This is a genomic window from Duganella sp., from assembly GCF_039595735.1.
Taxonomy (GTDB): domain Bacteria; phylum Pseudomonadota; class Gammaproteobacteria; order Burkholderiales; family Burkholderiaceae_D; genus Rugamonas.
On sequence record NZ_JBCNLB010000023.1, the window covers coordinates 48207 to 74562 of the forward strand.

Here is a 26356-nt window from a genome sequence, read left to right on the forward strand (position 1 = left end):
TATTTGGCTATATGCCTATACAGAATTCATATATGAAAGTGTTGTATGTTGTTTTCTAACGGAAATTTGTGAGGCCAGGCGGCTAGTTGCGAGCTACAATTTCCTGCATTCCACTTGCAAGGAGCATGTATGGCAACGATGAAAGTAGGCACCCGGCTGAGCCTGGGTTTCGGACTCGTGTTGGTGCTGTTGTTGCTGGTCGCCATGCTCGGCGTGTTCAACATGAGCACGATCCATGCCAAGCTCGACCGCATCGTCAACGAGAATGCGGTCAAGACCCAGCTGGTCAATGATATGTCGGAATCGGTGCACATCGTGGCGCGCGTGACGCGCAGCGTGGTGCTGCTGAACGACACTGCCGCCATTCAGCGGGAGATCGAAAAAGTCACCCGTGCGCGCGCCGTTTACAACAAGGCGGTGGAAGCCTTGGCTGCCATGCCGGCCACATCCAAGGGCGTGGCAATCCGCGACCGGATTGCCGCCCAGGCCAAATTGACGCGTCCGCTCAACGACAAGGTGCTGGAACTGGCGCTGGCCCACAATGATGCGGAAGCCACCGACATCCTGATGAAGCAGGCCGGCCCCAACACCCAGAACTGGCAGGACGCGATGGATGAGTACGCGGCGCTGCAAAAACAGACCAATGAAATGGACGCGGCAGCCGCGAAGGCCGCCTATGAGCGCGCGCGTCTGCTGATGCTGGTGCTGAGCGGCGCGGCGATCGCGGTCGGCGTGATTGCCGCCGTGCGCATTGCCCGCGGCCTGCTGCGCCAGCTGGGCGGCGAACCCGATTACGCGGCGACGATCGCCAGCCGCATCGCCGCCGGCGACCTGACGGTGGTGGTCGATACCCGCAGTAACGACGAGCACAGCATGCTGCACGCCATGAAGATGATGCGCGATGCCCTGGCGCGCATCGTGGCCGAGGTGCGTACCGGTACTGAAACCATTGCCTCGGCCTCGACCCAGATCGCCAGCGGCAACCAGGACTTGTCCTCGCGCACCGAGCAGCAGGCCAGCTCGCTGGAGGAGACCGCGTCCTCGATGGAGGAACTGACCAGCGCGGTGCGCGCCAATAACGACAATGCGCGCCAGGCCAACCAGCTGGCGCAGTCGGCGTCGGCGGTGGCGCAGCAGGGCGGCGCGGTGGTGTCGCAGGTGGTGGATACCATGGGCGCCATCAACGCATCGTCGCGCAAGATTGTGGACATTATTTCGGTGATCGACGGCATTGCCTTCCAGACCAATATCCTGGCGCTGAACGCCGCCGTGGAGGCGGCGCGCGCCGGCGAGCAGGGCCGCGGCTTTGCGGTGGTGGCGTCGGAAGTGCGCACGCTGGCGCAACGGTCGGCTTCGGCTGCCAAGGAGATCAAGGAATTGATCGGCACCTCGGTGGAGAAGGTGGAGATCGGCAGCAAGCTGGTGGAGCAGGCCGGCCACACCATGGACGAGGTGGTGGCCAGCGTGCAGCGCGTGACCGACATCATGGCCGAGATTTCCACCGCCGGCGACGAGCAAAGCGCCGGCATCGAGCAGATCAACCAGGCCGTCAGCGAAATGGATACGGTGACGCAACAGAATGCCGCGCTGGTGGAGGAAGCCGCTGCGGCGGCCGAGGCGATGCAGAACCAGGCGGCCAACCTGGAGCGCGTGGTGAGCGTGTTCCGCATCGATGGCATGCAGCGCAGCAGCGCACCGGCGGTGGCGGCGCCGCCGGCCAAGCCGCGCCTGGCGCCGGTCAAGCCGGCAGCGCCGGCGCGCAAACCGCAGCGCCTGGCCAGCACCGCCCCGGCCAAAAGCGAAGGTGATTGGGAAGAATTCTGAATCTGACTATAATCGCGGCAGTATCACTCTTTAAGGATGAGTCGCGATGAAAGTCTTGTTTGCCCTGATGTTGGTTTCAACGGCGGCGCTGGCCGATGATGCGGCGCTGCTGAAATGCCGCCAACTGGAAGACGGCCCGGTGCGCCTGGCCTGCTATAACGCCATCGTGGTGAATCCGGCCGCGCCGGCCCCGGCAGCGGCCGCTGCGCGCACCGCCGCGCCGGCTTATACCACCGTGGCCGCGCCAACCGAGGCGGAAATGGCGGCCATGTTCGGCCGCGAACCGGAAGTCCTGAAATCGGCCCGCCTGAATTCGATCGAGACCAGCATCAACGGCCCGTTTGACGGCTGGGTGCGCGGCCAGCGCATCCGCCTGGCCAACGGCCAGGTGTGGAAAGTGGTGGACGATACCGAGGACGTGGTGGAGCTGAACAATCCGAAAGTGACCGTCAAGCGCGGTTTGCTGGGCGCGATCTTCCTCGACATCGAAGGCGCGCACCGCAATCCGAAAGTGCAGCGCGTGCAGTAATCAGAACCAGATATCGAAGCTGGTCGCGCCGTTGCCGGTGGCGGCCAGCCGGTAGTGGAAGCCGTGCCGGTTCAGCACCTCGCGCACGAACAGCAGGCCGATGCCCTGGCCGCCTTTCTTGGTGGTGAAGAAGGGCGTGAACAACTGCCGCGCCGGCACCTCGCCCAGCAGGTTGCCGCTGTCGATCACCGACAGCCGCACACCATCCTCTTCCCTGGCCAGCACAAAGGCGATGCGCCGGTCGTCGCCGTGGCCGGCCTCGGCCGCCTCCATCGCATTTTTCACCACATTCAGCAACGCCTGCTCCATCAGCTGGCGGTCCATGGCAATCGCCGGCACCGCGTCGCAACGCTCCCAGGCGATGCGGATGCCGCGGCTGCGGCATTGTTCGCGGTACAGGTAGAGGATGTCGTCCATGATGTCGCGCACGGCGTTGGGCCGCAATTCCGGCGCCGGCATCTTCACCACGCGCGTGAAGCGCTCGATGAATTCACCCAGGCTGGCGTTGCGGCGCTGCACGGCCAGGATGGCGGTGCTGAAGTCCTCGCCGTCGCGCTCGGCCAGCTGGCTGCGGTAGTAGAGCAGCGAATCCAGCACCGAGCCGGTGGCGGCGACGGTGTTGTTGACCTCGTGCGCGAGCACGCGGATCAGTTTTTCGTAAGTGGCTTTTTCCGAGCTTTCCAGTTCCTCGGTCAGTTCCTCGATCAGCAGGAAGTGGCGGGCGAAGCCGCGGTCGTAGAACTGGCCGCGCTGGCCGCGGTAGCGCCGGCCGTCGGCGTCGGCCAGCAGCTGCGAGTCGCCCAGCGGCAGGGCGTTCAGCTGCGCCAGCAGTTCAGTTTGCGGACATTCGGCCAGGGTCTTGCCCCTGGCGTCCTGCAGACCGGGCAGGGCCTGGGCGCTGGCGTTGAGCAGGCTGATGCGGCTGTCGAAGTCGAATACGATGACGGCGCTGGGCGTGGCTTCCAGCAGACGGTCGAGGAAGCCTTGCTGTTCGCCGATCTGCAGGCGCTCCTGGTAGAGCGCGCCCAGCATGGTGTTGAACAGCTGGATCAGTTCGTTGAGCTCGGCGTCGTTGCTGGTTTGCAGGCGGGCGGCGTATTGCTGGTCTTGCAGCAGGTCGTGGAAGTGGCGGGTGTAGCCGAGCGGTTCCAGCGCGCGGCGGATCAGGCGGATGCCCAGCGCCAGACTGAGCAGCACAGCCGCTTCCAGTCCCAGCATCAGCGCCGGCTGGCTGCGGAACAGCAGCACGGTGATCGCCAGGAACAGCAGATGGGCGGCGATCAGGTAAGCGTACAGCCGCCGCCGCAAGCTCATCGCCAGCCGCCGCCCATGCGTGCGGCGCCGGCGGCGTGGGCCAGGTTGCCGCCGTCGGTGGCGTCGGGCGCGCTGCCGAGGCCATGGCGTTCGAGACGCCGATACAGCGCGGTGCGGCTCAGACCCAGCGCTTTCGCCACGCGTGAGATGTTGCCGTGATGTTGTTCCAGCGCGTGCACGATCATGTGGCGCTCAACCTGTTCCAGCGTCATGCCGTCCACGCCCAGGCGCGCACCGGCCGCGCCCGGCCCGCCGCCATGCTCATGCTGTTCGACCGCGATAAAATCGGCCTGCCGCAATTCGCTGCGGCCGACCAGCAGCAGGGTGCGCTCCAGCGTCTGCTTCAACTGGCGGATATTGCCCGGCCAAGGCTGCGCGCTCAGCCACTCCAGCGCCTGCGGCGTGATGGTCGCCGCCGGCAGGCCGTAACTGGCCGACACCTCGCCGAGGATATGCCGCGCCAGCAGCGGAATATCGCTGCGCCGCTCGCGCAAGGGCGGCAAGCGGATGGTGATCAGATTCAGGCGGTAAAACAGGTCTTCGCGGAACTCGCCGCTGGCCACCAGCTCCGCCAGCTCACGGTTGGTGGCTGACACCACGCGCACATCGGCTTTCTCGCTGCGGCTGGCGCCGACCGGCTGATAGGTCTGGTCCTGCAGCACGCGCAGCAGCTTGACCTGGTCCGAGCGGTTCAGTTCGCCAATTTCGTCCAGGAACAGCGTGCCGTCGTGGGCGCTGGCGACGTGGCCCTTGCGGTCGCTCTTGGCGTCGGTAAAGGCGCCGCGCACGTGGCCGAACATTTCGCTTTCAAACAGGGAGGGCGTAATCGCGCCCATATTGATCTTGACGATGGCCTGGCCGGCGCGCGCGCTGTTGCGGTGGATGGCGTCCGCGATCAGCTCCTTGCCGCAGCCGCTTTCGCCCAGGATCAGCACCGGGGCGCGCGTGTTGGCAACCTGGCCGATGGTGCTCAGCACCTTGAGCAGGCGCGGATGCTCGCCGACGATGCCGCTGAAATCGAACTGCGCATCAAGCGCCTGGCGCGACGAGCGCGCCGCCGGCGCGGCTGCCTCCAGCGTGGTGCGGATCAATTCCGCCAGCTGCGTGTTGTCCCAGGGCTTGGTGAAAAAGTTGGCCGCGCCGGCCTGCATGCCGCGCACCGCCAGTGCAATCGAGCCCCACGCCGTCATCAGCAGCACCGGCAGGGCAGGCTGGGCGGTGCGGATGTCGGCCAACAGCTGCAAGCCTTCCTCGCCGCTGGTCTGCAGCGAGAAATTCATGTCCTGTAACACCAGCTCGACCGGCTGCGAGGCCAGCATCGCCAGTGCCTGCTTTGGATCGTCCGCGCACAGCGCGTCGTAGCCGGACTGCTTGAGCAGCAGGGCCAGCGATACCTGCACCGCGCTGTCGTCGTCGATAATTAAAATGCGTTGCTTGCGGGTGGAGTCCATGGTTTATTCGTAATGCAGCGCCTGGGTCGGGCTCAGGCGCGCGGCGCGCCAGCCGGGGTAGAGCGAACACAGCAAGGATAGCAGATAGATCACAGTTGCCGATAGCAGCGTGGCGCCGAAAAACACGCCCCAGTTCAGATCGTCGCCAAACACGCCGGTCAGCGGCAGCTGCACCAGCAGCGCCAGCGCGATCAGCATGGCGCCGCTGCTGAGCAGGAATTGCTCGGAGATGATCTGGCGGTAAATATCGCCGGCATTGGCGCCGAGCGCGCGGCGCAGGCCGATTTCCGGGATGCGCCGGGTGGTGTTTTGCCACAGCACGCCAAACAGGCCGAACGCCACCATCACCAGCAGGAAGGCGGCAATCACAGACAGGATCACCAGCGGCATGGTCTGGGTCTTGAGCATGGAGGCGCGCGCATCGGACTGCGGCGTGATGACAAAGTTCCAGTCGTTGCGGATCTGCTTGAGCCTGGCGTTCAGCCGGGTTTCAAACATGCGCGGCGTGCCCGGCTTCACCTTGATCATGATGTTGTTGGCCGCCTGATCGCCGACGCCCGGTATCCAGCGCGGCAGCATGAAGTAGACCGGGTCCATCAGCTCGCCATGCGAGCGGAACTGCTCCACCACGCCGACCACGCGGTAGCGCTGGCCTTGCGTGTTGTCGCGTTTTTTCACCACGAAAACCTGGCCGATCGGATTCTTGCCGGCGAACCATTTGTCGGCCAGGCGGCGGTTGATGACGGTCGGCGCGGCATCGGCGTTGTCGTCCATCTTCGAGAAGAAGCGGCCCTGGGCGATCTGCATGTCCATGGTGGCAAAGTAATCGTCGCTCACGCCCATGCCGTCCACGGTCAGTTGCTGGCTGCCGTCGGGCAGAACATATTCCTCGGTCCAGCGCGACATTTCGTAGGTGCCGAACGAGCTGAAAGCCACCGATTCGACTTCCGGCAAGTCACGCAGGCTGCGCCGGATGTTCTCGAAAATGACGGGATCGTTGGGCAGATCCTGCGCCGCGCGGATGCTGACCGACCACTGGTTTTTCCAGCCATGGCCGGTCGGCAGCTGGAACAGCTGCCAGTAGCGCAGGCCAAACGCGGCAATCGCAAACACCACCAGGAAGGCCAGCAAAATCTCCAGGCTCAGCATCATGTTGCGGGACTTGCGCTTCCAGATCAGTTTTAAAAAATGGCGCAGCATTATGCATTTCCTTTCAGCGCGTGGACCGGAGCCAGGCGCGACATTTTCCAGGCCGGGATCACGCCCGACAGCACGCCAAACACCAGCGTAATCAGCAGGCCGTAGCCGAACACGGCCAGGTTGAGGTGCACCTGCAGGTAAGGGATCAGGCCCGACCCTTCCAGCCACCACAGCACGCCGGCGGCCAGCACCAGGCCGATGGCGCCGCCGATCAGGCACAGCAGCACGTTTTCCATCACCAGCTGGCCGACCAGCTGGCGGCTGGTGGCGCCAAAGGCCTTGCGCACGCCGATCTCGCTGCTGCGCTCCAGGATGCGGCCGATGTTCAGGTTGACCAGGTTCAGCGCGGGCAGGGCCATGAACAGCAGCATCAGCACCATGATCCAGGTCAGCAGCGTGGCGGCGCCGCCGTCTTCGGTCTGGTCGTTCAGCAGGGTGCGCGAGAACAGGGCCAGCTTGGAGTCGCCCCACATGCGGGTGACGTTGAACAGGCTGGGATCGTCATACTGCACGGTCTTGGCCACGGCCATGATTTCCTTGCGCAGCGCCGGCAGGTCCTCCGGCGAGCGCGCCATCATGATGGCGACAAAGCCGCCGAACAGCTTGGTCTTGTAATCAGTGGAGGGCTGCGAGGTGACCGGCGCCCAGATGTCGGAAAAGGCGTTGACGTGCATCTCATCCTTGACCACGCCGATCACGGTGAAGATCTGGCCGCCGGCGCTGAACTTCTGCCCGAGGTAGGGCTGACCGGGGAACAGCAGACGCGCGGTGGATGCGTTGAGCACCGCCACCATGCGGCCTTGCGCCACGTCGTCGGCGTTGTACAGGCGGCCTTGCAGCACGGTAAAGTCGAGGATCTTCCAGTACTCGGCGTCGGTATGGCGCATCAGCAGGCTGCTGACCTGGTTTTGCTGGTAGACCGAGACCGACATCGGGAAAGTGGCGGCCGACACCAGCTCGGCGTGCTTGAGCGGCTTGAGGTACTGCTCGATCAGCTTGTAGCCCAGCGTGCCGCTGCGCCGTCCACCCTTGTCGGTGTGGCTGGACTGCACCATGATCATTTGCAGATAGCGCTCGCTCTTGCCTTCCACGCCGGTGGGGTAGAAGGTGTTTTGCAGCAGGGCGGTCACCACCATCAGCACCACCAGCGTCAGCACGATGCACAGCAGGTTGATCGCGGTGAACAGCTTGCGGCGCATGAAGACTTTCCATGCGGTCAGCAGATAATTGCGGAACATGGCGGCTCCTCAGGCGACCAGCTGGCCGTCGAACACACGCACGATGCGGGTGGCCTGCCTGGCCTCCTGTTCGTTGTGGGTGACCATGACGATGGTGGTGCCTTCGCTGTGCAGCTTGAGCAGGATGTCCATCACTTCCTGGCCCATCTTGCTGTCCAGGTTGCCGGTGGGTTCGTCGGCCAGCAGCACTTGCGGCTGGCCGACGATGGCGCGCGCGATCGCCACGCGCTGTTGCTGGCCGCCCGACAGCTGATTCGGGTAGTGGTCCATGCGCGCGCCGAGACCGACTTTTTCCAGCGCCTCGCGCGCCAGCCGCTGGCGCTTCTTGCTGGAGAGGTCGCGGTACAACAGCGGCAGTTCGACGTTGTCTATCACGCGCAGGTCGTTAATCAGGTGGAAGCTCTGGAAGATGAAGCCAAAGGTGTTGTTGCGCAGCCTGGCCACGTATTTGTCCTTGTACGAGGCCACCGGCGTGCCGGCCACCTGGATCGAGCCCGAGCCAGGCTCATCGAGCAGGCCGATCAGATTCAGCAGGGTGCTCTTGCCGCAGCCGCTGGGGCCCATGATGCTGACGAATTCGGCTTTCTCGACATGCAGGTCGATGTCCTTCAGGGCCAGGGTTTCGACCTTGTCGGTCTGGTAGGTTTTGCTGACTTTGTTCAGGCGGATCATGGTTGAGGGCTCCCTGGTTATTGGGCCACGCGGAGGCTGTCGCGCTCCTTGTAGCGGCTGGTATCGGAAATGATGAGCTGGTCGCCGGCGCGCGCGCCGGACAGGATCTCGACGGCCTTGCCATCGCTGGCGCCGATGTTGAGCGTGGTCTTGCGGGCGATGCCGTCGCGCACCACGAAAATGTCCTGCGGGCCGCGGCCGTTAAAGGCGGGGCCGTTGTCGGCCAGCAGGGTGTTTGGCTTTTGCTCGGTGATGATGTTGACCTCCACCCGCAGCTTGTTGCGCAGGATGCTGTGGTGCGGCTCGGCCAGCGTCACCAGCAGCTTGACGGTGCCGTTCTGGATTTCCGGCAGCACGGTTTGCACCTCGCCCTGCAGCTTGACATTGCCTTGCTCCACCAGCACCTGCTGGCCGGCGCTTAGCGCGCGCGCGTGGAAGTCGGACAGCGAGGCTTCCACCTTGTAGTTGTTCAGCTCGGAGACCTTGGCCACCAGCTGGCCGGTGTTGACGCTGGCGCCTTCGTCGGCCAGCAGCCAGGTCAGCATGCCGGCAAACGGCGCCCGCACCTGGGTTTGCGCCAGCAGTTGCTGCTGTTCGTGCAGCTGCTTTTGCAGGATGCTCTTTTGCAGGCGCGCCCCTTCGATATTGCTGCTGGTGACGCGCTTGCTGTCCTCGATCTGCTCGCGGTGCTGGCGCAGCTGGATCTCGGTGCGCTTGACATTGAGTTCAGCGGTCAGCAGGTCCTCGGCGGAAACGCCGCCGGCCTTGCGCAGGGTCTGATAGCGGCCCAGCTTGACGCGGGTGGCCTGCAGGTCCAGCTCCAGCAGCTCGATGGCGCTGCTCAGCTGCTTGCGCTTCTGGTCCATTTCCAGCGTCAGCGCGAGGATGCGGTTTTCCTGCTGCGCCAGCTGCTCCTTGAGCGAATCGATGGCCAGCTGGATGGTGCGATTGTCGAGTTCCAGCAGCAGCTCGCCGGCCTCGACCTGCTGGCCGAGTTTGGCGTGGACTTTCGATACGCGCGTCTGGATCGGGCTCGACACCAGTTCCTCGTGCACCGGAATCACGATGCCGGATGCGTTGATGGTGTTGGCGATGGCGCCGGTCCGCACGGTGGCGATGCTGACGTTGCTGGCATCGACACTGGGGCTGACGGCGCGGTTGATGGCCCAGGCGGTGAGGCTCAGCGTGGCGAGCAGGGCGGCCACCACCAGCGCAGTCTTGCGCTTGCGGCGGGCAATGATGGCGGGGTTGATATGGGTATCCATGCCCACCGTATTGCAAGCCGCGTGCCAGGGTAAAATCCTGGGTAAATCAAAGCGTTATGCTAAAGCGCCGCAGCGACCCTTGCCCGGCTCCGCCCACCATCGTCCGGAACCGGACACCGCCTAGCGCAGGCGGCGGGTCATGTAGGTGTAGCTGTAGTGCTTGCCGTCGAGGAGGAACATGTTCGGGATCTCGCCGGTTTTGCGGTAGCCGCAGCGCTCGTAGAGCTGGATGGCGGGCGCGTTCACCGACAGCACCTGCAGGTCGACCCACTGCACCCCGGCCAGCAGCGCCCAGTTCTCGGCGTGGGCGATCAGCTGACTGCCCAGTCCGCGCTGGCGATGCGTGCGATGCACGCCCATGCCCAGCAGGCAGCGGTGTTTGGTGTAGTTTTCCGGCAGCCCGCGCAGGTCGATGTGGCCGGCGATGGCGCCAGCCTGATCGCGCGCCACCCATACGCGCCGCCAGCCGGGTTGGCCCACTTCAATCTGCAGGCCATTCCTGAAGGCCTCGGCCTTCTCGGCCGGAAAGTGCGAAGCGTCGCGCGGCAAGGGCTGGAAATAGGCGGTGTCACCGCGGCCATTGTCGGACAGATGATCATTCAGGTAGGCCAGAAAGTGGTCGAAGCCGGCCACGGCGAGTTTTTCTATCGTCATTTTCAATGTGGGAATTTACCAACAATTGATTTATACCAATGTGTTAGGGTGATGTCCATCGTGCCTCATGACGTGGAGGAAACATGGCTCGTTTATGGACCGCCACCGTGCTGCTAGTGCCCCTGCTGGCCTGCGCAGCCGAAGAAAAAGATCAGATCGTCACGGACCGGCCTGACTTCGTGGAATCCAGCAATGTGGTCGGGCAGGGCCGCTTTCAGATCGAAACCAGCTTTGCGCTGGAGCGCAACCATGCTCACGGCATCCGGGAGCGGACCTATTCCACTCCCACCCTGCTGCGCTTCGGCCTCAGCGACACGCTGGAAGCGCGGATTGAAACCGATGGGCGCATGCGCATGGTCACGGACCGGGCTGGCATTCGCACGGCCGAAAACGGCTATGCCGACGTCTCGCTGGGCGTGAAATGGCATTTCGCCGATGAGCAGGGCGGACGACCGTCGATGGGCCTGCTGGCGCATGTCGACCTCGACAGTGGCACCGAAGCCTTCCGCGCCAGCGGCAAGGGCGGCTCGCTGCGTCTGGCGGCCGAGTGGGAGCTGCCTGGCGACCTGGGGCTGGGGGTCATGCCCGGCATCGCCTGGCAACGCGACGATCGTGGCGAGCGCTACAGTAGCGGCATCTTTGGTATCGTGCTGGGCAAGGAGTGGAGTGAGCGCTTCCGTACCTTCATCGAATATTCGGCGCCGCAGATCGCGCGCGGCCGGCATGGCGGCTCGCTGACCACCTTCGACCTTGGCGGCGCCTACCTGCTGACCGATACGGTGCAGGTCGACACGGCGCTGTCGCGCGGCCTCAACAAGAACACGCCGGACTGGAGCTGGACCGTGGGGCTGTCCATCAAATTTTAAGCGGGAGACGCCATGCGGCTCACAATCCGGCAGCGCTTGTTGTTGATCAACCTGACGACGCTGCTGTTCGTCAGCCTGGTGGGCCTGGTGGGCTATTACGCGGTGCATGTGCTGGACGGGTCGATGGATGCCATCAGCACCAACAGCTCGGCCATGAAAGACCAGCTGCAGGCCGACCAGGCGCACGACGCCCTGCGCGCCGACGTGCTGGCCGCGCGGCTGGCGGCCGAGAAAAACGATCCGGCCGAAGTCAAGGAAGTGCGTCAGGATACCGCCGAACACACCGCGCTGTTCCGCAAGCTGATCAAGGAAATGGCGGCCGCCAATACCGACGCCGAAGTGCGCCAGGCCATGGACCGGGTGCGGCCGGATGTGGACCGCTATCTGGCCAGCGCCGAGGAAATGGTGGAGCTGTCGCTAACCAATCCAGCGGCGGCGCAAGCCAGATTCCCGGCCTTCATGGACAGCTTCCGCGTGCTGGAAAAAAGCATGGCCGCGCTGAGCGAACTGATCGAGAAAAACTCGGACGCCACCAGGCAGGTGGGCGATGCTGCGGTGGTGCGCTCGCGCATCCACATCATTGGTTTTGGATTGCTGGCGGTGCTGGTGTCACTGGTGGTGGGGCAGGTGATCGCGCGCTCCATCCTGCAGCCGCTGGACCAGGCGGTCGGCTTTGCGGCGCGGGTGTCGCAAGGCGATTTGTCCGCGCAACTGGCGGTGGAGGACGCTGACGTCACTGAAACCGGCCGCCTCAAGCGCGCCTTGCGCGACATGAATCTCAGCCTGCACGGCATCGTCAGCGAGGTGCGCGGCGGGACGGAAGCGATTGCGCTGGCCTCGGGCGAAATCGCCAGCGGCAATATGGACTTGTCGGCCCGCACGGAATCGCAGGCCAGCTCGCTGCAGCAAACCGCATCGTCGATGGAAGAGATGACATCGGCGGTGCGGCAAAATTCCAGCCATGCCGGCCAGGCCAACCAACTGGCCTCGTCGTCGGCGCAGGTGGCCGCGCGCGGCGGCGCGGTGATGGCGCAGGTGGTGGAAACCATGGGCGGTATCAATAGCTCGTCGCAAAAGATTGTCGACATCATCGCGGTGATTGAAGGGATTGCCTTCCAGACCAACATCCTGGCGCTGAATGCGGCGGTAGAAGCGGCGCGTGCCGGTGAGCAGGGCCGCGGCTTTGCCGTGGTGGCGTCGGAAGTGCGCAGCCTGGCGCAGCGGGCGGATGCGGCGGCCAAGGAAGTGCGGTTGTTGATCGAGTCCTCGGCGGCGCAGGTGCAGGAGGGCAGTGCTCTGGTGCAGCAGGCTGGCGGGACGATGGATGAAATCGTCGCCAGCATCGAGCGCGTGACCGCCATCGTGGGCGAGATCGCGACGGCCAGCCGTGAGCAAGAGATGGGGATCGATCAGGTGAACCAGGCGATAGGCGCCATCGACAGCGCGACCCAGCAAAACGCCGCGCTAGTGGAACAGGCCGCCGCCGCGGCCGGCGCCCTGCAGGAGCAGGCCGCGCGGCTGGCGGAAGCGGTCAAGATCTTCCGCCTCCGCTAATCCGGGGTCACTAATCCGGGGTCACTAATCCGGGGTCAGGTCCGCCATTTCTACACGGCCTCAACCGTAGCGGTCGCTACGGTTGAGGCCGTGTAGAAATGGCGGACCTGACCCCGGAGGGGGTTACGCGGCGGCGAGGTGGCGGTGGCCGCGCGGCGGCACCAGCGCCAGTTGCGGTTGGCGGCGTTGGCTGCCTTGCACCGCTGCCGCTGCCGCTTGCTGCGGCTGCTCGGATGACAGTTTGAATACGCCTACCAGTTGCACCAGTTGATGCGCCTGGTCTTGCTGGGCTTCCGCCGCCGCAGCAGCTTCTTCCACCAGCGCGGCGTTTTGCTGGGTCACCGTATCCATCTCGGCAATCGCATGATTGATCTGCTCGATGCCGGCTTCCTGCTCGTTGTTGGCGGTGCTGATCTCGGCCATGATGGCGGTCACCGATTGCACGGCGGCGACAATTTTCTCCATCGTCGCGCCAGCCTGACCCACCAGTTGGGTGCCGGCGTCCACCTTGCCGACCGAGTCGTCGATCAGTTTCTTGATTTCCTTGGCCGCTTCCGCCGAACGCTGCGCCAGTACCCGCACTTCCGACGCCACCACCGCAAAGCCGCGGCCCTGCTCGCCGGCACGCGCCGCTTCCACCGCCGCATTCAGGGCCAGGATGTTGGTCTGGAATGCGATGCCGTCGATCACGCTGATGATGTCGACGATTTTCTTGGCCGATTCATTGATCGCATCCATGGTGTGCACCACGTCAGCCACCACCGCGCCGCCTTCGACTGCAATGTCGGAAGCGTTCTGCGCCAGCGTGTTGGCCTGGCGCGCGTTTTCGGTATTCTGTTTGACGGTGGCCGTCAGTTCTTCCATCGAGGACGCGGTTTCTTCCAGCGAGCCGGCTTGCTGCTCGGTGCGGGTGGACAGGTCCATATTGCCGCTGGCGATTTCAGTGGCGGCCGTGACAATGGAGTCGGCGCCGCTGCGCACCTGGCCGACGATATCGGCCAGGCTGTCGCGCATCCCCTGGATGGCAAACAGCAGGCTGCGCTGGTCGCCGCTGCGCAGGGTGATCGGCACCGCCAGGTCGCCGCCGGCGATCTGGCCGGCAATCGCGGCCACGTCGTTCGGTTCGCCACCCAGCTGACGCAGCAGTTGGCGCGAAATCAGCCAGGCCAGGGACGCGCCCAGGACCAGCGCGCTCAGGCCCAGCGCGATGGCCAGGTTGCGCGACTGGTGGTAGGTGGCTTCCGCGCTGGCGCGGGCGCTTTCCATGTTGGCGCTCTGGTGCGCGATGAGGGCGTCGATGGCGTCCATGTAGGCCAGCTGCAGGCCGCGCATCTTGCCCAGCATTTCGCTGACGGCGCCGTCGATGTCGCCTTCGCGGCGCAGGCGCATCACTTCATCCAGCGATTCATTGAAGGGCGTGCGGGCCGCTTGTACCGCCTGAAACAATTCGACGCCTTTGCCGGATTTGACCATCTCGCCCAGTTTTTTCATGGCCTCGCTGTTTTCCTTGCGCTTTTCCAGCACCACCGACAGTTCCTTGGCAGCCTTGGCTTCATCCTTGATCAGCAAAGCGTTGCGCAGCGAGCGCGCGATCTTGTTGTTGTGATTCATGATGAGTTGTGCCTGCAGTACCTTCGGATACGTCTCGGTGACGATGTCGTCGGTGTTGTCTGCCAGCTCGGCCTGGCTGTAGATGCTCACGGCAATGGTGATTGCCAGCATCAGCAAGAGCGCGCCAAAACCCAGTCCCAGCCGGGTGCCTACCTTGAGGTTGTCGAGTTTCATGATGGTATTCCGTTTGTCGAGTTGACTCGCGTTCCGATCGGAACGTTGGCGGGAATGAGGCCAGAGAGGGAAAAGTGATCGCAGGAATTAGGCGATCAGTGCTGCGGTGAATTCTCTCCAATATACACGAGTCATTCCCTTGCGGCAATAAAATTGTTAAACCATATGCGTGTCGCCGGGTATCCATTCCGTTACACTTGGCATTCTGTTCACTTTTGCCCAGGTTAGGTGGAGACCCATGACAACAAATAATTCCCGGCTGGACGTGATTGACGCGCTGCGCGGCTTTGCCATTGTGTCAATCATGCTGCTGCATAACATCGAGCACTTTGATTTTTACTTTCAGCCCGCCGGCTTGCCGGAATGGTTGAAGGCTGTCGACAAGGTGATTTGGGACAGCTTGTTTTTCCTGTTCGGCGGCAAGTCCTACGCCATTTTTGCCCTGCTGTTCGGCATGACTTTCTACATCCAGTACCACAACCGCGAAGTGCGCGGCGAGGATTTCCGCCCCCGCTTTGCCTGGCGCCTGGTGTTGTTGCTATGCTTTGGTCTTTTAAATTCGATGTTTTATCACGGCGACATCCTGAGTATTTACGCAGTGCTTGGTTTTGCCCTGATTCCGGTGGCGCGCCTGGCCAATCGCTGGGTGGTGGCCATTGCGGTGGTTTTATTACTCCAGCCGTATGCATGGATTGAGTTTTTCCAGGCTTTGCCGAATCCCGATCAGAAATTGGCCGATCCCGCATCGTGGGCTTATTTCGGCCGGGCTAATGATTATTTCGCCAACGGTACGGCTTTCCAGGTTTGGTGGGGTAATCTGACCAATGGCAAAATCGGCGTTATTCGATGGAGTTGGGAAAATGGCCGGATATTCCAGATTCCCGCTCTGTTTATGCTTGGGATGCTGGCCGGCCGCAAGGGTTTATTCAAGGAGGGTAATAACGCGTTCTGGCGCCGTACTTTGCTGATTGCGGTGCTGGCATTTATCCCACTGTATGCGTTGAAAACCTGGCCGGAAACGTGGGGAGTCGGCCAGGCAGTGGGCCGGCCATTGCTCACCATTGTGACTTCGTGGTCGAATGTGGCATTTATGGTGGTGCTGGTTGCTGTCTTTACGCTGCTGTTTTATTCCAACCGCTGGCTGGAGATATTCTCGCCATTAGGCCGCATGAGTTTAACCAGCTATGTGGTGCAATCCATCGTCGGCACCTCGATTTATTATGGGTTTGGCCTGGGCATGTATAAATACACCGGGGCCAGTTTCGCACTGGTGATCGGCATCGTGCTGGCGCTGCTGCAGCGGCAGTTCAGTGTGTGGTGGCTGCGCCGTCACCCCCAAGGACCGCTGGAAACTCTGTGGCACAGACTGACGTGGGTCGGCGGCAGCTCGCCGGTTCATGCCAGGAATTAGCACGAATACACCAGAAATCAGCTTGAACAGCGCGGCCGGCAGCGATGCCGGCACGCGCGGTTATTCGTCGTCGGGATTACACCAGGTAATGCGGCCGTGGCCGGCTTCATTCAGGCGCGTAATCAGCGTTTCTGCCGCGCCATCGGGCAGGCTGAATTCAAATTTGACGTCATCCGCATGCTGGACATGATTTAATGTGGCGCCAGCTGTTTCAATTTCACGCCGTACCAAACCTTCCATGGCATATGGTGCGCTGCAAATCAAGAAACGCTGTTTGATAATGGCGATTTTCTCGGCTTTTAATAAGGCTTGAGCTACGCTGTCGGTATAAGCCCGCACCAGACCGCCCGCGCCTAGTTTAACGCCGCCGAAATAACGCACTACCGTGGCCAATACGCCTTCCAGATCCTGATGGCGTAATACATCCAGCATCGGCCGGCCGGCGGTTCCACTCGGTTCGCCATCATCCACCGCGGCCGATTGGCCGCCCGCTAATAATGCCCAGCACACGTGCGCGGCACCGGGATGCTGCGCTTTTAATTCCGCCACGATTTTTTGCGCGCCGGCGCGATCCGCCATCGGCTGGACGCAGGCGATAAAACGGCTTTTTTTAATCAGCAGCTCGTGATGCACGGCTGTTCCTATGGTTTGCGGCATGGGATATCGGGAGGAGAATCCGTCATTATATCCTGCTGCACTACCGGCCTGACGGCCGCTCCGGCGGCGCGCTATAATCGCCTGCCAGATCTACCGAGTCCTGCCCATGAAAGTCTATTCCACTTCTTCCCCAGCTTTTGATGCCGACGGCGATACCGGCGAGGACGATCAACTGGTCCATCACCTCGGCCTGGTGGACAAGGGCGTGTCGCTGGCGCGCCTGGAAGGCAGGGTATTTCTGCGCATTACCGGCGTGGCGGAATATGCCGGCCGCCGGGTGCCTTACGACCTGGTGCCCACCCAAGGCGTGCTGGCCAAGCCGTCCAAGTGGCGCAAGATGGACATGGATGCCCGCGCCACCTTGCTGCGTGAGCGTGCCAGCGACGAGGTGATTGCCGAGCTGCATGAGCACGTCAGCGCCTTCGTGCAGGAGCTGTCCGATGCCTGCGACGATTGTGACATGGACGCCGAGCCTTTCCTCAACGCCCTCAGCGACATGCAGATGGCCGAGCCGGCTGGCCTGGTGTTCGACCGCATCCGACAGCGCCTGGAACATGCCGTCGAGCGCGAAATGGAGGAGCAGCACGCCGAACGCACCCGCCAGAGCATCAACCTGGCTGAATATCCAGCCTCGTTTGAGGTGGCGCGCCGCATGAAGCGCAAGTTCATCGCCGTGCTGGGGCCGACCAATTCCGGCAAGACCCACCTGGCCATGGAAGCCTTGGGCAAGGCGCCGAGCGGCGTCTATCTGGCGCCGCTGCGCCTGCTGGCGCTGGAAAACTACGAACGCTTGCAGGACATGAAACAGCACGGCAAGCCGCTTAAGGTCAGTCTGGTGACCGGCGAGGAGCGCCGCCTGGAGCCGGGCGCCAGCCACGTGGCCAGCACGGTGGAGATGCTGGACACGCAAACCCCGGTCGACGTCGCCGTGATCGATGAAATCCAGATGCTGTCCGACCGCGACCGCGGCGCCGCCTGGACTGCCGCCGTGTGCGGCGCGCCGGCCAAGGTGGTGTACCTGGTGGGCGCACCGGAAGCGCGGCGCGCGATCGAGGTGCTGGCGGCGCGGCTGGAGTGCGAGCTGGAGGTGCATCTGCTCAAGCGCAAGGGGCCGCTGTCGATGGAGCCGACCGCCGTGCGCAAGCTGAGCAATCTGCGCCGCGGCGACGCCGTGATCTGCTTCTCGCGCCGCGAGGTGCTGATGTGGCGCGACATGGTGACCGAGATGGGGCTGTCGGTGGCCACTGTGTACGGCAATCTGTCGCCGGAAGTGCGGCGCGCGCAGGCCCAGCGCTTTCGCGATGGCGCCGCCGATGTGGTGGTCGGCACGGACGCCATCGCCATGGGCCTGAATATGCCGATCGCGCGCGTGGTGATGACCACCAGCGTCAAGTACAACGGTTACGAGGAGGAAGAAATTCCGGCCGCACTGGCGCGCCAGATCGCCGGCCGGGCAGGGCGCTTCGGCGTGCATGAGGAAGGCCTGGTGGCCGGTTACGACAACGAGACCCACAATGTGATGCGTTCGCTGCTGCGCGAAAAGCCGGTGCCGCTGAAAACCACCGGCTTCGCGGTGGCGCCGACGCTGGAGCATTTGCACCGCATCTCCTCGGTCACGCACGAGCAGGCGCTGGCCAAGCTGCTCAAGCGCTTTGTGCACAACATCGATGTGCCGGACGGCTTCTTTTATCCGCGCATCACCGAGGACCAGTTCGAGCGCGCGGCCTGGCTGGATACCCTGGAGCTGACGGTAGCGGAAAAGTTCGCGCTGTCGCTGGTGCCAATTTCAGCCAAGGTGCCGGCGCTGCAGAACGCGTGGGAGAACTGGGCCAAATCGCTGGCGCACAAGAAGGTCACGCACCTGAGGCCAAGCGACAGCCCGCTGCATTACATGAACCTGCAGGAAGTGGAAGATGCGTGCCGCTTGTACTCGGCCTACGCCTGGCTGGCCTATCGCCAGCCCGAATATTTCCCGGACACCGAACTGGCGCTGGGCCTGTCGCGCGAAGCGTCCGAGCGCGTGGATGCCATCCTGCAGGACCAGAATTCGGCAGCGCGCAAACGCCAGCCGCGCAAGTTCCGGCGCTGAGTGTGATGGATGCCGAACCTTGTCCGCTGTGCGGCCGCGCGCTGGGGACGGTCAATATCGACCGCCACCATCTGGTGCCGAAGACGTTCAAGGGCAGGGAGCAGTTTCCGATTCATAAGATCTGCCATCGCAAGATCCACTCGGTATTCACCGAGCGCGAACTGCTGCAGCACTATCACACCTGGGAGGCGCTGCGCGCCCATCCGGACATCCAGACCTTCATCGCCTGGGTGGCGCGCAAGCCGCCCGGCTTTTACGTGCGCACCGAGAAGAAGTCGCGCTAGAAACGACAACGCCAACCCGGAGATTGGCGTTGTGGCTGCATCTTGGTAGGCCGTGCGGGATTCGAACCTGCGACCAACGGATTAAAAGTCCGCTGCTCTACCAGCTGAGCTAACGACCCAAGGGCCAGCATTTTACTGCTGCTTGGCGGAAAGTTCAAGGGCCGCGTGCTGGCGCGCGCCACACATTGCTCATCCTCGGCTATCATATCGCCCTTCGTTGCAAGAGGAATGAGGAATGAAAGAAGTTGCAGTGACGCATGGCATGGGTAAGCCGGCCCCGTCGCAGTTTGGCTTGATTAACCTGTTGAAGGCAGGCGCGGCGCAGCTGATCGTTTTGCACCATCTGGCTTTCTATGGCCCGATGGCCGACCACGCACGCACCTTGTTTCCGGCATTGATCGACTGGCTCAGCGGCAGTGCCCGCATTGCCGTGCAAGTCTTCCTGGTGATCGGCGGCTTCCTGGCGGCCAAGTCGCTGGCGCCCTCCGGCCATGCCGGCTACGCCGATCCGCTGCGCGCCATCTGGCGCCGCTACGCCAAGCTGGCGCCGCCGTTCCTGGCCGCCACCATCATCGCGGTGCTGGCCTCGGCGCTGGCGGCGCGCTGGATGATCCACGATTCCATCTCCGCGCCCGCGACCTGGTCGCAACTGGCCGCGCACGCCTTGTTGCTGCACGGCGTGCTGGGCTATCCGTCGGTGTCGGCCGGCGCCTGGTATGTGGCCATCGATTTCCAGCTGTACGCGCTGCTGGTGCTGGCGCTGTGGATGGCCGGTATCGGCGAAGGCAAGCGGCCGCTGTCGTGGCTGATGCCGGTGATGACGGCGTTTGGCATCACCATGTCGCTGCTGTATTTCAATCTGGATGCCGACTGGGATAACTGGGCGCCGTATTTCTTTGGCAGCTATGGCCTGGGCGTGATGGCGTGGTGGGCCAGCGACCCGCGCCGCAAGCCCGGCTTTGCCGTGATCTTGCTGCTGATGGCCCTGCTGCCGGCCGTGATCGGCCTGCTGCTGGAGTTCCGCAGCCGCATTGCGCTGGCGGCGATGACGGCCTGCGTGCTGTTCCTGTTCGGTCGCATCAAGACCGCGTCCGAAGGACGCGCCTGGCGGGCGATTCACGGCATGGGCAAGATTTCCTACGCGGTGTTCCTGATCCACTTCCCGGTGTGTCTGCTGGTGAACGCGGCTTTCAGCCGCTATGTGTCGGCCGAGCCGCAATGGCAAGCGCTGGGCATGCTGGCGGCCTGGGGCGGCAGCCTGATGGCTGGCGCGCTGTTCCATCACTGGGTGGAGCAGCCGCTGGGCCGCGCGATGCAGGCGCTGAGCGGGCAACTGGCGGCGTCCAAGCCGCTGCCGGCTCGCCTGAGCGGCGTTTCGCTGCGATAATACGACCTCCATTTGAAAGGACGGTCGCATGACCTATGAAGAATACCTCGACGAAGTCACCACGCTGATCTTCGAAAAATACGGCCTGGACGAGGCCGCCGCCGTCAAACTGGTGGTGGCTGCCCAGGACAAAGAATTCTTCGTCAAACACGACGAAGACAAGAAACTGCGCAATATCGACCAGGCCCACCAGGACGCCAAGTCCATCTACGAAGCCGCCCACGGCGCCAAAACGAAGCCAAAACGCTAAGATTTCGTTGTTTTTGAGCATTGAAACGTATATTTCTTGCATGAATTTTGCGAGATGTGATACCTTACGTTTCATAGATCGAGCGCAACTTTAGTGATTATTTTGACATCTACCGCTGGGGTAACTATGAAGACCTTGTTGAACATCGCATTCCTGAGCTGCTGCCTTGCTGGCACGGTCGCTCACGCCGCCAACACGCCGGGCAAAGGTACTTCCAGCAACAAAGATGCCTACCTGAACATTGGTACCACCAAGGATTTTTCCGACCAGTTTGCGCTGGTGCTGGGGCAGAACATCAACCCGATTCAGTCGACTGCCGGTTTTGCCAACACCTTTACCTTTGACAGCACCGGTACGTCGAGCTGGAACCGCGCGGCCATCGTGGATAACGGCTCGCTGGTCGACAAGCTGGCCGGCGACAGCCTGACCTTCACCTTCAGCAAGACCAGCGATTACAGCGGCACCTGGTCGATCAAGAACACCAACAGCAAGAACCTGACCGTGGATCTGGTGTTGTCGCTGCACGCCGGTAATAACGTCGGCAGCTTCCTGTTCGACAACCAGGTGGTCAATGCCGGCGCGACCTTGCAAGGCAACTGGGCCGTGAACTGGGTCAACAACGCCAACAATCCGAACAGCATTGCCAAGTTCTCCAACATGGCCTTCTACACTGGCGCCAGCCGCTTCGTCACGGCGGTGCCGGAGCCAACCACCTACGGCATGCTGCTGGGCGGCCTGGCCCTGATCGGCTTCGTCGCACGCCGCCGCAAAGCTTAAAAACAACAACCCGTAGCACACTGAACGCCAGCTTATGCTGGCGTTTTTTTATGGGGCGCGCGTTCGCGTTATATCAATTTGGAATCCCTTTGTGTAAAGAAATAATAGATTGGCATTGTTGTGTGCGGCTTAAGATTGTTCAAGTAGTTGACGTACCCAAGCAGCCGAAAACGAAGTCAGACCTATAACTACACACTGGAGACATGATGAACACGACTCGGATTTCCCTCCGTAAAACTGTATTAGCCGCGCTGATTGCCGACCTGGTCCTCGTGGCCGGCGCCCACGCCCAGACCGCCAGCGACGTCGATCCCTCCGCCACCGTGGTGGTGAGCGGCATCCGCGCCTCGCTCAGCTCCTCGCTCAACACCAAGCGCCTGCAGGACGGCGTGGTGGATGCCGTGTCGGCCGAAGACGCCGGCAAGTTCCCGGACACGAATATTGCTGAATCGCTGCAGCGCGTGACCGGCGTGCAGATCCAGCGCAACAACGGCGAAGGCCGCTACATCTCGGTGCGCGGCCTGGGGCCGGAATTCAACAACGTGCTGGTCAACGGCCGCACCATGACCAGCGACACCGGCGGCCGCGAATTCTCGTTCGACCTGCTGTCGTCCGACCTGATTTCCAAGGCGCTGGTGTACAAGACCTCGCAAGCCTTCCTGCCCGAGGGCGGGATCGGCTCCACGGTCGACATCCAGACCGCCCGTCCGCTGTCCGGCAAGACCGGCCACAGCTCGGTGATCAATGTCTCCGGCGCCTACGATTCCAATTCCGAGAAGAAAACGCCCAACATCAGCGGCATGTACTCGTTTGCCAACGAGGCGCGCACCTTTGGCGTGAACGCTTCGCTGTCGTACACCGACCGCGCCTCCAAGCAGAACAAGGCCATCACCGATGCCTGGAACCTGCGTGACGTCTCCATCATCAACGGCGACCTGAATTCCAAGGGCCTGACCATGGCCGACGTCACCACCAAGAAGCTGTACATTCCGCAAAGCTTCGGCTACCAGCAGGAAAATGAGCGCCGCAAGCGCCTGGTCGGCAACCTGACCATGCAGTACAACCCGACGCCGGACTGGAAGCTGACCGCCGACGCGCTGTACTCCCACCTCGACCAGCGCAACGACGTAATTGCCTTCAGCGACTGGAACAATCCGGTGCAGCTGGGCGTCAAATATGACGGCAATAACCAGATCACCAGCTTCCTGCGCCCCGGCTCGATTTTCTACGCCAACAACCCGGCCATCGCCGGCCCCGGCACGCTGCTGGGCGAGGCCAATTCCAACGACATGATCGTCAAGGGCGGCGACCGCCTGTCGACCACGCGCGCGTTTGGCCTGAACTCGAAATGGAACCTGGCGCCGGACTGGAAACTGGAAGGCGACATCTCGACCTCGCGCACCACCTCCGGCTCGCCGGACATGTGGGTGGTGGCCGGCATGGTGCCGAAGAATGGCGACGTGCTGACCTTTAACGGCACGCCGGGGCTGACCTTTGGCGACGGCATTGCCGACCCGACCGCGGTGCGCGCGCACGCCGTCTCCAACGGCGATGTCCGCAATCACGACAAGCTCAACGAAGGCCGCCTGAATCTGGCGTGGTCGCAGGACTGGGGCTACTTCAAGGGCATCGATACCGGCCTGGCGTATTCGCAGCGTAGCGTCGACCGCACCGAGTGGAAGAACGATGCATGGAATGCGTTCAGCGGCTATCACCTGGCGCTGCCCGCCTCGCTGTTCACGGTGACGCCGATTGACAACTTCATGGGCAACGGCGCGCAGATGCCGAACGCTTACCTGAGCTTCGATCCGTACGCGTACATGAACTACCTGAACCAGCCGTCGATCCTGGCGCAGTCCAACGATCCGGCGCTGTACACCAACACCACCAAGTATCCGAACGGTCCGATGGCCATCGATTACACGCTGCCGTCGATGTGGGGCGTGAAGGAGAAGGTCTCCAGCATCTTCCTCGACAGTAAGTGGGAAGGCGAGGGCTGGTCGGCCAACGCCGGCGTGCGCGCGGTGCATGTGCAATCGAGTTCGACCGGCATCAGCCGCGTGCTGCTGTCGGCCACCAAGAGCCCGAACGACACCACCTACATCCTGAACTACGGCCCGAGCACGGTCACCACGGTGGACAACAGCTACAACAGCTTCCTGCCGTCGGCCAACGTGAAGTTCGACCTGACGCGCGACATGCTGCTGCGCCTGGCCGCCTCCAAGACTGAAACCCGGCCGACCCTGAGCCAGATGGGCGTGGATAACTGGTACGGCGGCCGCTACGGCGACGTGCAGACCGGCGGCGGCAATCCTTACCTGAAGCCGATGCAGTCCAAGAACTACGACATTTCGTGGGAATGGTATCTGTCGAAAACCAACTATGTCAGCGCAGCCGTGTTCCAGAAGAATGTCACCGACTTCCTGGAAACCCGCCTGGTGGACATGAAGATTCCGCAGTACACCGAGGTGGTGCATGACAGCCGCGTGCGCAACGGCCAGAAGGGCAAGATCAAGGGCGTGGAGATCGCCGGCCAGTACGCGTTTGACACCGCGGTCCCATGGCTGCGCGGCTTTGGCGTGACCGCCAACTACACCTACGTCGACGCCAGCGCCAGCCGCGAAGACAACAGCACCCCGGCTTGCGGTTATCCTGGCCTGTCGCCGCAGTCGTACAACGGCTCGGTGTTCTATGAGAACAGCAAGTTCCAGGCGCGTGTGAGCTACAACTGGCGCAATCACTTCTCCATCGATTGCGGCGGCGGCAGCACTCAGCCGCGCAACCGCGCCGCTTACGGCCAGACCGACGCCAGCCTGCGCTACAACCTCTCGCCAACTCTGTCGATCTATGCCGACGCCATCAACCTGACCAACGCGCGCACCCACGAGTACGCGCTGAATCAGAGCCAGTTTCTGACGCTGGAAGATGTGGGCCGCCGCGTCAGTGTTGGTCTGCGGGCGGCGTTCTAAGGCGGTGTTACAGCCTGGCGCTCAGTTGCAGCGCCAGCGCGCGGGGCGCTACCGGGATGTCAAACGGTAGCGCCAGTCCCGGCGACAGGCTGGGCTCGCGCGCATCGGCGTTGAACAGATTGCGCACCGTGGCCGACAGCGTCATGCCGTGCGGCAGTTGCCGGCTCAGGATGGCGTCCACGGTCTGGTAGTCGGCAATCGGCGCGCGCGCGTCGCCAGGCGCGCGGCGGCGGCCAGCCACCCAGTTCAGCTGCGGTCCCACCTGCCAACCAGGACTGAAGGTCCAGTCGAGGCGGGTGTAGGCGTGGTGGCGCGGCGCGTAGCCGGGATCTTTGCCGGTGGCCGGGTCGTGTGCGTGCTGGCGCGCGTAGTTGGCCAGCCAGCGCAGGTTTTTCCGCAGCTCCCACGTCAGCTCCAGTTCGCCGCCCTTGCCATCCACGCTGCCGGTGTTGCGGTAGGTGGCGCCCGGCGCCGGCGCCGGATTGGCGGTCGAGCGGATCAGGTCTTTCATCGCGTAGCGATACAAGCTCAGGTTGACCGACAGGTCGGGGCGCGCCTGCCAGGCCAGGGCCGCTTCGGTGGTGGCGATGGTTTCCGGCTGAATCTGCGGATTGCCCATGTTGACCGGGTTGATGCCGGTCTGCTCGTTGAAGCTGGGCGAGCGGAAGGCGCGGCCATGCAGCAGCTTGACCGTGACGTTGAGGTCGGCATCCCACACCAGCGCCAGGCGCGGATTGGTGGTGCTGCCGAAATCGGAATAGTGGTCGTGGCGCACGCCGGCCGTCAGCGCCCAGTCGGGGGCGAACTGCCATTCATCCTGGACGTAGGCATAGTTGATCTTGCGCCGCTGCGGCATGATGTGCGGCTGGATGGCGCCGTAGTCGATCACCGGGCCGGTCGGAATCGGCACGCCTGCCGGATTCAGCAGGAAGTTTTTCATGGTGCTGACCTGGTACAGATACAGGTCGTCATGGCCGGCGCCCAGACGCAGCGCGTGGCGCTTCCAGCCGCTGTAGGTGGCGTGCACGGCAGCGCGCAGATTCCGTTCCCAGCGGCTGGGGCCGCCGATCATCCCGTCCGGGAACAGGTTGGGGCCGATGCGCGCGCCGGCCGGGAACAGGCCGAGGCCGTCCGGCGACTGCTCGGTGAAGAACAGGTAGCTGAGCGAGCCGCCCACGCTCCACACGTCGGAAAAATCGGGCGCGCTCCACGCCAGTTCGCTGAGCGCGGTGGCGCTGCGGGTTTTGTGGTTCGGGTCCAGCGCGGAATTGATGCCGGGGCCGGTGCCGGCGTCGCCGCGCCATTTCAGGTTGGTGCGCCAGCGCCAGCGTTGGTAGGTCAGGTCCAGGCTGCCGTCGAAGGCGTTGTAGCCGACGTTCATCGGCCCGGGCGCGTAGCTGGCGCGGGTGCCGAAGCGGCTGTCGTTCAGGGTTTGCGCATCGGCCTGGATCAGCTGGTCGGAGCCGTTGCTGCGGCCGGCTTGCAGGTAGGCGGCGATGCCCATCTCGCCCTGCTTGTGGCCGTACTCCAGCCAGGCTTCGCGCGACTGGAAGGTGCCGACGCGTGCGCCCACGCGCAGTCCCGGCATCTGTTCCGCCGTCTTGGTGATGATGTTGATGACGCCGGCAAAGGCATCGGCGCCGTACAGCGCGGAGCCGGGACCGCGGATGACTTCGATGCGGGCGACATTGGTCACCGGCATGCTGATCCACATATTGCCCTTGTCGCCGTTGTAGTCAGTGTTCAGGCGCAGGCCGTTGAGCAGCACCAGAACCTGCGGATTGGTCGGACCGCCGGCACCGATGCCGCGGATCACGTAATTCGGCGCGTACATCGGTGCCCCGCGCGTGACGTGGATGCCGGCCACGCTTTCCAGCACGTGATCGAGGTCGGTGGCGCCCATGGCGGCGATATCCTCGGCGGTGACCACCGAGGCGACCGCTGGCGCGCGGCGCAGCGGCTGGGCCGAGCCGGTGGCCAGGCTGATGGCATAGCGGTCCATGCCAAACAAGGCCAGGTCTTCGTCCTCGGGCTGGGCGGCGGCGGCCGGCAAGGAGTAGCTGGCGGCCAGGGCAAGCGCCCAGCCGGCGCGGCGGCGCGGGGAAAATAGCAGAGTCATCTTGAAAATTAAACTACATCAATGACTCCACAATACACGGGATGGCGGGCTTAACAAACAG

General features: G+C 63.2%; 21 protein-coding genes and 1 tRNA gene. 11 read left to right on the forward strand and 11 right to left on the reverse strand.

Features of this window, described 5'->3' with window-relative positions:
- Positions 1-138: 138 nt before the first annotated feature.
- Complete coding sequence (locus ABDW57_RS25545) at positions 139-1824, forward strand: methyl-accepting chemotaxis protein (RefSeq protein WP_343732987.1); 1686 nt, start codon at positions 139-141, stop codon at positions 1822-1824.
- A gap of 46 nt (positions 1825-1870) precedes the next feature.
- A complete protein-coding gene (locus ABDW57_RS25550) occupies positions 1871-2353 on the forward strand; it encodes a hypothetical protein (RefSeq protein WP_343732958.1) in 483 nt (160 codons plus the stop codon).
- Here ABDW57_RS25550 and ABDW57_RS25555 read toward each other — a convergent pair whose 3' ends face one another.
- The 7 genes from ABDW57_RS25555 to ABDW57_RS25585 form a co-directional block, all read right to left on the reverse strand.
- Positions 2354-3667 (reverse strand): ATP-binding protein, encoded by a 1314-nt coding sequence (locus ABDW57_RS25555; RefSeq protein WP_343732959.1) that lies wholly within the window; start codon positions 3665-3667, stop codon positions 2354-2356.
- Positions 3664-5118, reverse strand: a complete 1455-nt coding sequence (locus tag ABDW57_RS25560) for a sigma-54 dependent transcriptional regulator (RefSeq protein ID WP_343732960.1) — start codon at positions 5116-5118, stop codon at positions 3664-3666. The genes ABDW57_RS25555 and ABDW57_RS25560 overlap by 4 nt, the downstream gene beginning before the upstream one ends.
- Positions 5119-5121: 3 nt before the next feature.
- Positions 5122-6318, reverse strand: coding sequence for an ABC transporter permease (locus tag ABDW57_RS25565; RefSeq protein ID WP_343732961.1), 1197 nt, complete (start codon positions 6316-6318; stop codon positions 5122-5124).
- Entirely contained in the window at positions 6318-7556 is a 1239-nt protein-coding gene (locus ABDW57_RS25570; RefSeq protein ID WP_343732962.1) for an ABC transporter permease, read from the reverse strand. Before ABDW57_RS25570 ends, ABDW57_RS25565 begins: the two co-directional genes overlap by 1 nt.
- 9 nt (positions 7557-7565) lie before the next feature.
- A complete protein-coding gene (locus ABDW57_RS25575; protein ID WP_343732963.1) occupies positions 7566-8228 on the reverse strand; it encodes an ABC transporter ATP-binding protein in 663 nt (220 codons plus the stop codon).
- A gap of 17 nt (positions 8229-8245) precedes the next feature.
- The gene (locus ABDW57_RS25580; protein WP_343732964.1) at positions 8246-9493 is read right to left on the reverse strand and encodes an HlyD family efflux transporter periplasmic adaptor subunit; all 1248 of its coding nucleotides are present in this window, start codon (positions 9491-9493) and stop codon (positions 8246-8248) included.
- Positions 9494-9613: 120 nt separating this feature from the next.
- Positions 9614-10147, reverse strand: a complete 534-nt coding sequence (locus ABDW57_RS25585; protein WP_343732965.1) for a GNAT family N-acetyltransferase — start codon at positions 10145-10147, stop codon at positions 9614-9616.
- Positions 10148-10230: 83 nt separating this feature from the next.
- On the opposite strand from ABDW57_RS25585, the gene ABDW57_RS25590 reads away from it, so the two are divergent.
- Together ABDW57_RS25590 and ABDW57_RS25595 are read left to right on the forward strand one after the other, a co-directional pair.
- Positions 10231-11013: a transporter gene (locus tag ABDW57_RS25590; RefSeq protein WP_343732966.1), complete on the forward strand. Its 783-nt coding sequence runs from the start codon at positions 10231-10233 to the stop codon at positions 11011-11013.
- 12 nt (positions 11014-11025) lie between these two features.
- Positions 11026-12567, forward strand: coding sequence for a methyl-accepting chemotaxis protein (locus tag ABDW57_RS25595; RefSeq protein WP_343732967.1), 1542 nt, complete (start codon positions 11026-11028; stop codon positions 12565-12567).
- Positions 12568-12690: 123 nt separating this feature from the next.
- On the opposite strand, the gene ABDW57_RS25600 is transcribed toward ABDW57_RS25595, so the two are convergent.
- Positions 12691-14352, reverse strand: coding sequence for a methyl-accepting chemotaxis protein (locus ABDW57_RS25600; protein ID WP_343732968.1), 1662 nt, complete (start codon positions 14350-14352; stop codon positions 12691-12693).
- 238 nt (positions 14353-14590) lie between these two features.
- On the opposite strand from ABDW57_RS25600, the gene ABDW57_RS25605 reads away from it, so the two are divergent.
- Positions 14591-15763, forward strand: coding sequence for a DUF418 domain-containing protein (locus tag ABDW57_RS25605; protein ID WP_343732969.1), 1173 nt, complete (start codon positions 14591-14593; stop codon positions 15761-15763).
- A 60-nt stretch (positions 15764-15823) separates the two neighbouring features.
- Here the strand turns inward: ABDW57_RS25605 and ABDW57_RS25610 are convergent, their stop codons facing one another.
- Entirely contained in the window at positions 15824-16420 is a 597-nt protein-coding gene (locus tag ABDW57_RS25610; protein ID WP_343732970.1) for a YigZ family protein, read from the reverse strand.
- A gap of 106 nt (positions 16421-16526) precedes the next feature.
- Between ABDW57_RS25610 and ABDW57_RS25615 the strand changes: the two genes are divergently transcribed.
- Together ABDW57_RS25615 and ABDW57_RS25620 are read left to right on the forward strand one after the other, a co-directional pair.
- Complete coding sequence (locus tag ABDW57_RS25615) at positions 16527-18509, forward strand: helicase-related protein (RefSeq protein ID WP_343732971.1); 1983 nt, start codon at positions 16527-16529, stop codon at positions 18507-18509.
- Between the two features lie 5 nt (positions 18510-18514).
- Positions 18515-18793: a hypothetical protein gene (locus ABDW57_RS25620; RefSeq protein WP_343732972.1), complete on the forward strand. Its 279-nt coding sequence runs from the start codon at positions 18515-18517 to the stop codon at positions 18791-18793.
- Positions 18794-18836: 43 nt separating this feature from the next.
- Here ABDW57_RS25620 and ABDW57_RS25625 read toward each other — a convergent pair.
- Positions 18837-18912, reverse strand: a tRNA-Lys gene (locus ABDW57_RS25625).
- Positions 18913-19028: 116 nt separating this feature from the next.
- Between ABDW57_RS25625 and ABDW57_RS25630 the strand changes: the two genes are divergently transcribed.
- From ABDW57_RS25630 to ABDW57_RS25645, 4 genes are all read left to right on the forward strand, one after another.
- Complete coding sequence (locus ABDW57_RS25630) at positions 19029-20180, forward strand: acyltransferase (RefSeq protein ID WP_343732973.1); 1152 nt, start codon at positions 19029-19031, stop codon at positions 20178-20180.
- Between the two features lie 28 nt (positions 20181-20208).
- A complete protein-coding gene (locus ABDW57_RS25635) occupies positions 20209-20430 on the forward strand; it encodes a hypothetical protein (RefSeq protein WP_343732974.1) in 222 nt (73 codons plus the stop codon).
- Positions 20431-20556: 126 nt separating this feature from the next.
- On the forward strand, positions 20557-21207 hold the full coding sequence (locus ABDW57_RS25640; protein WP_343732975.1) for a PEP-CTERM sorting domain-containing protein: 651 nt from the start codon (positions 20557-20559) through the stop codon (positions 21205-21207).
- A gap of 203 nt (positions 21208-21410) precedes the next feature.
- Entirely contained in the window at positions 21411-24176 is a 2766-nt protein-coding gene (locus ABDW57_RS25645; protein ID WP_343732976.1) for a TonB-dependent receptor, read from the forward strand.
- A 7-nt stretch (positions 24177-24183) separates the two neighbouring features.
- Here the strand turns inward: ABDW57_RS25645 and ABDW57_RS25650 are convergent, their stop codons facing one another.
- Complete coding sequence (locus ABDW57_RS25650) at positions 24184-26295, reverse strand: TonB-dependent receptor (RefSeq protein WP_343732977.1); 2112 nt, start codon at positions 26293-26295, stop codon at positions 24184-24186.
- Positions 26296-26356 lie beyond the last annotated feature (61 nt).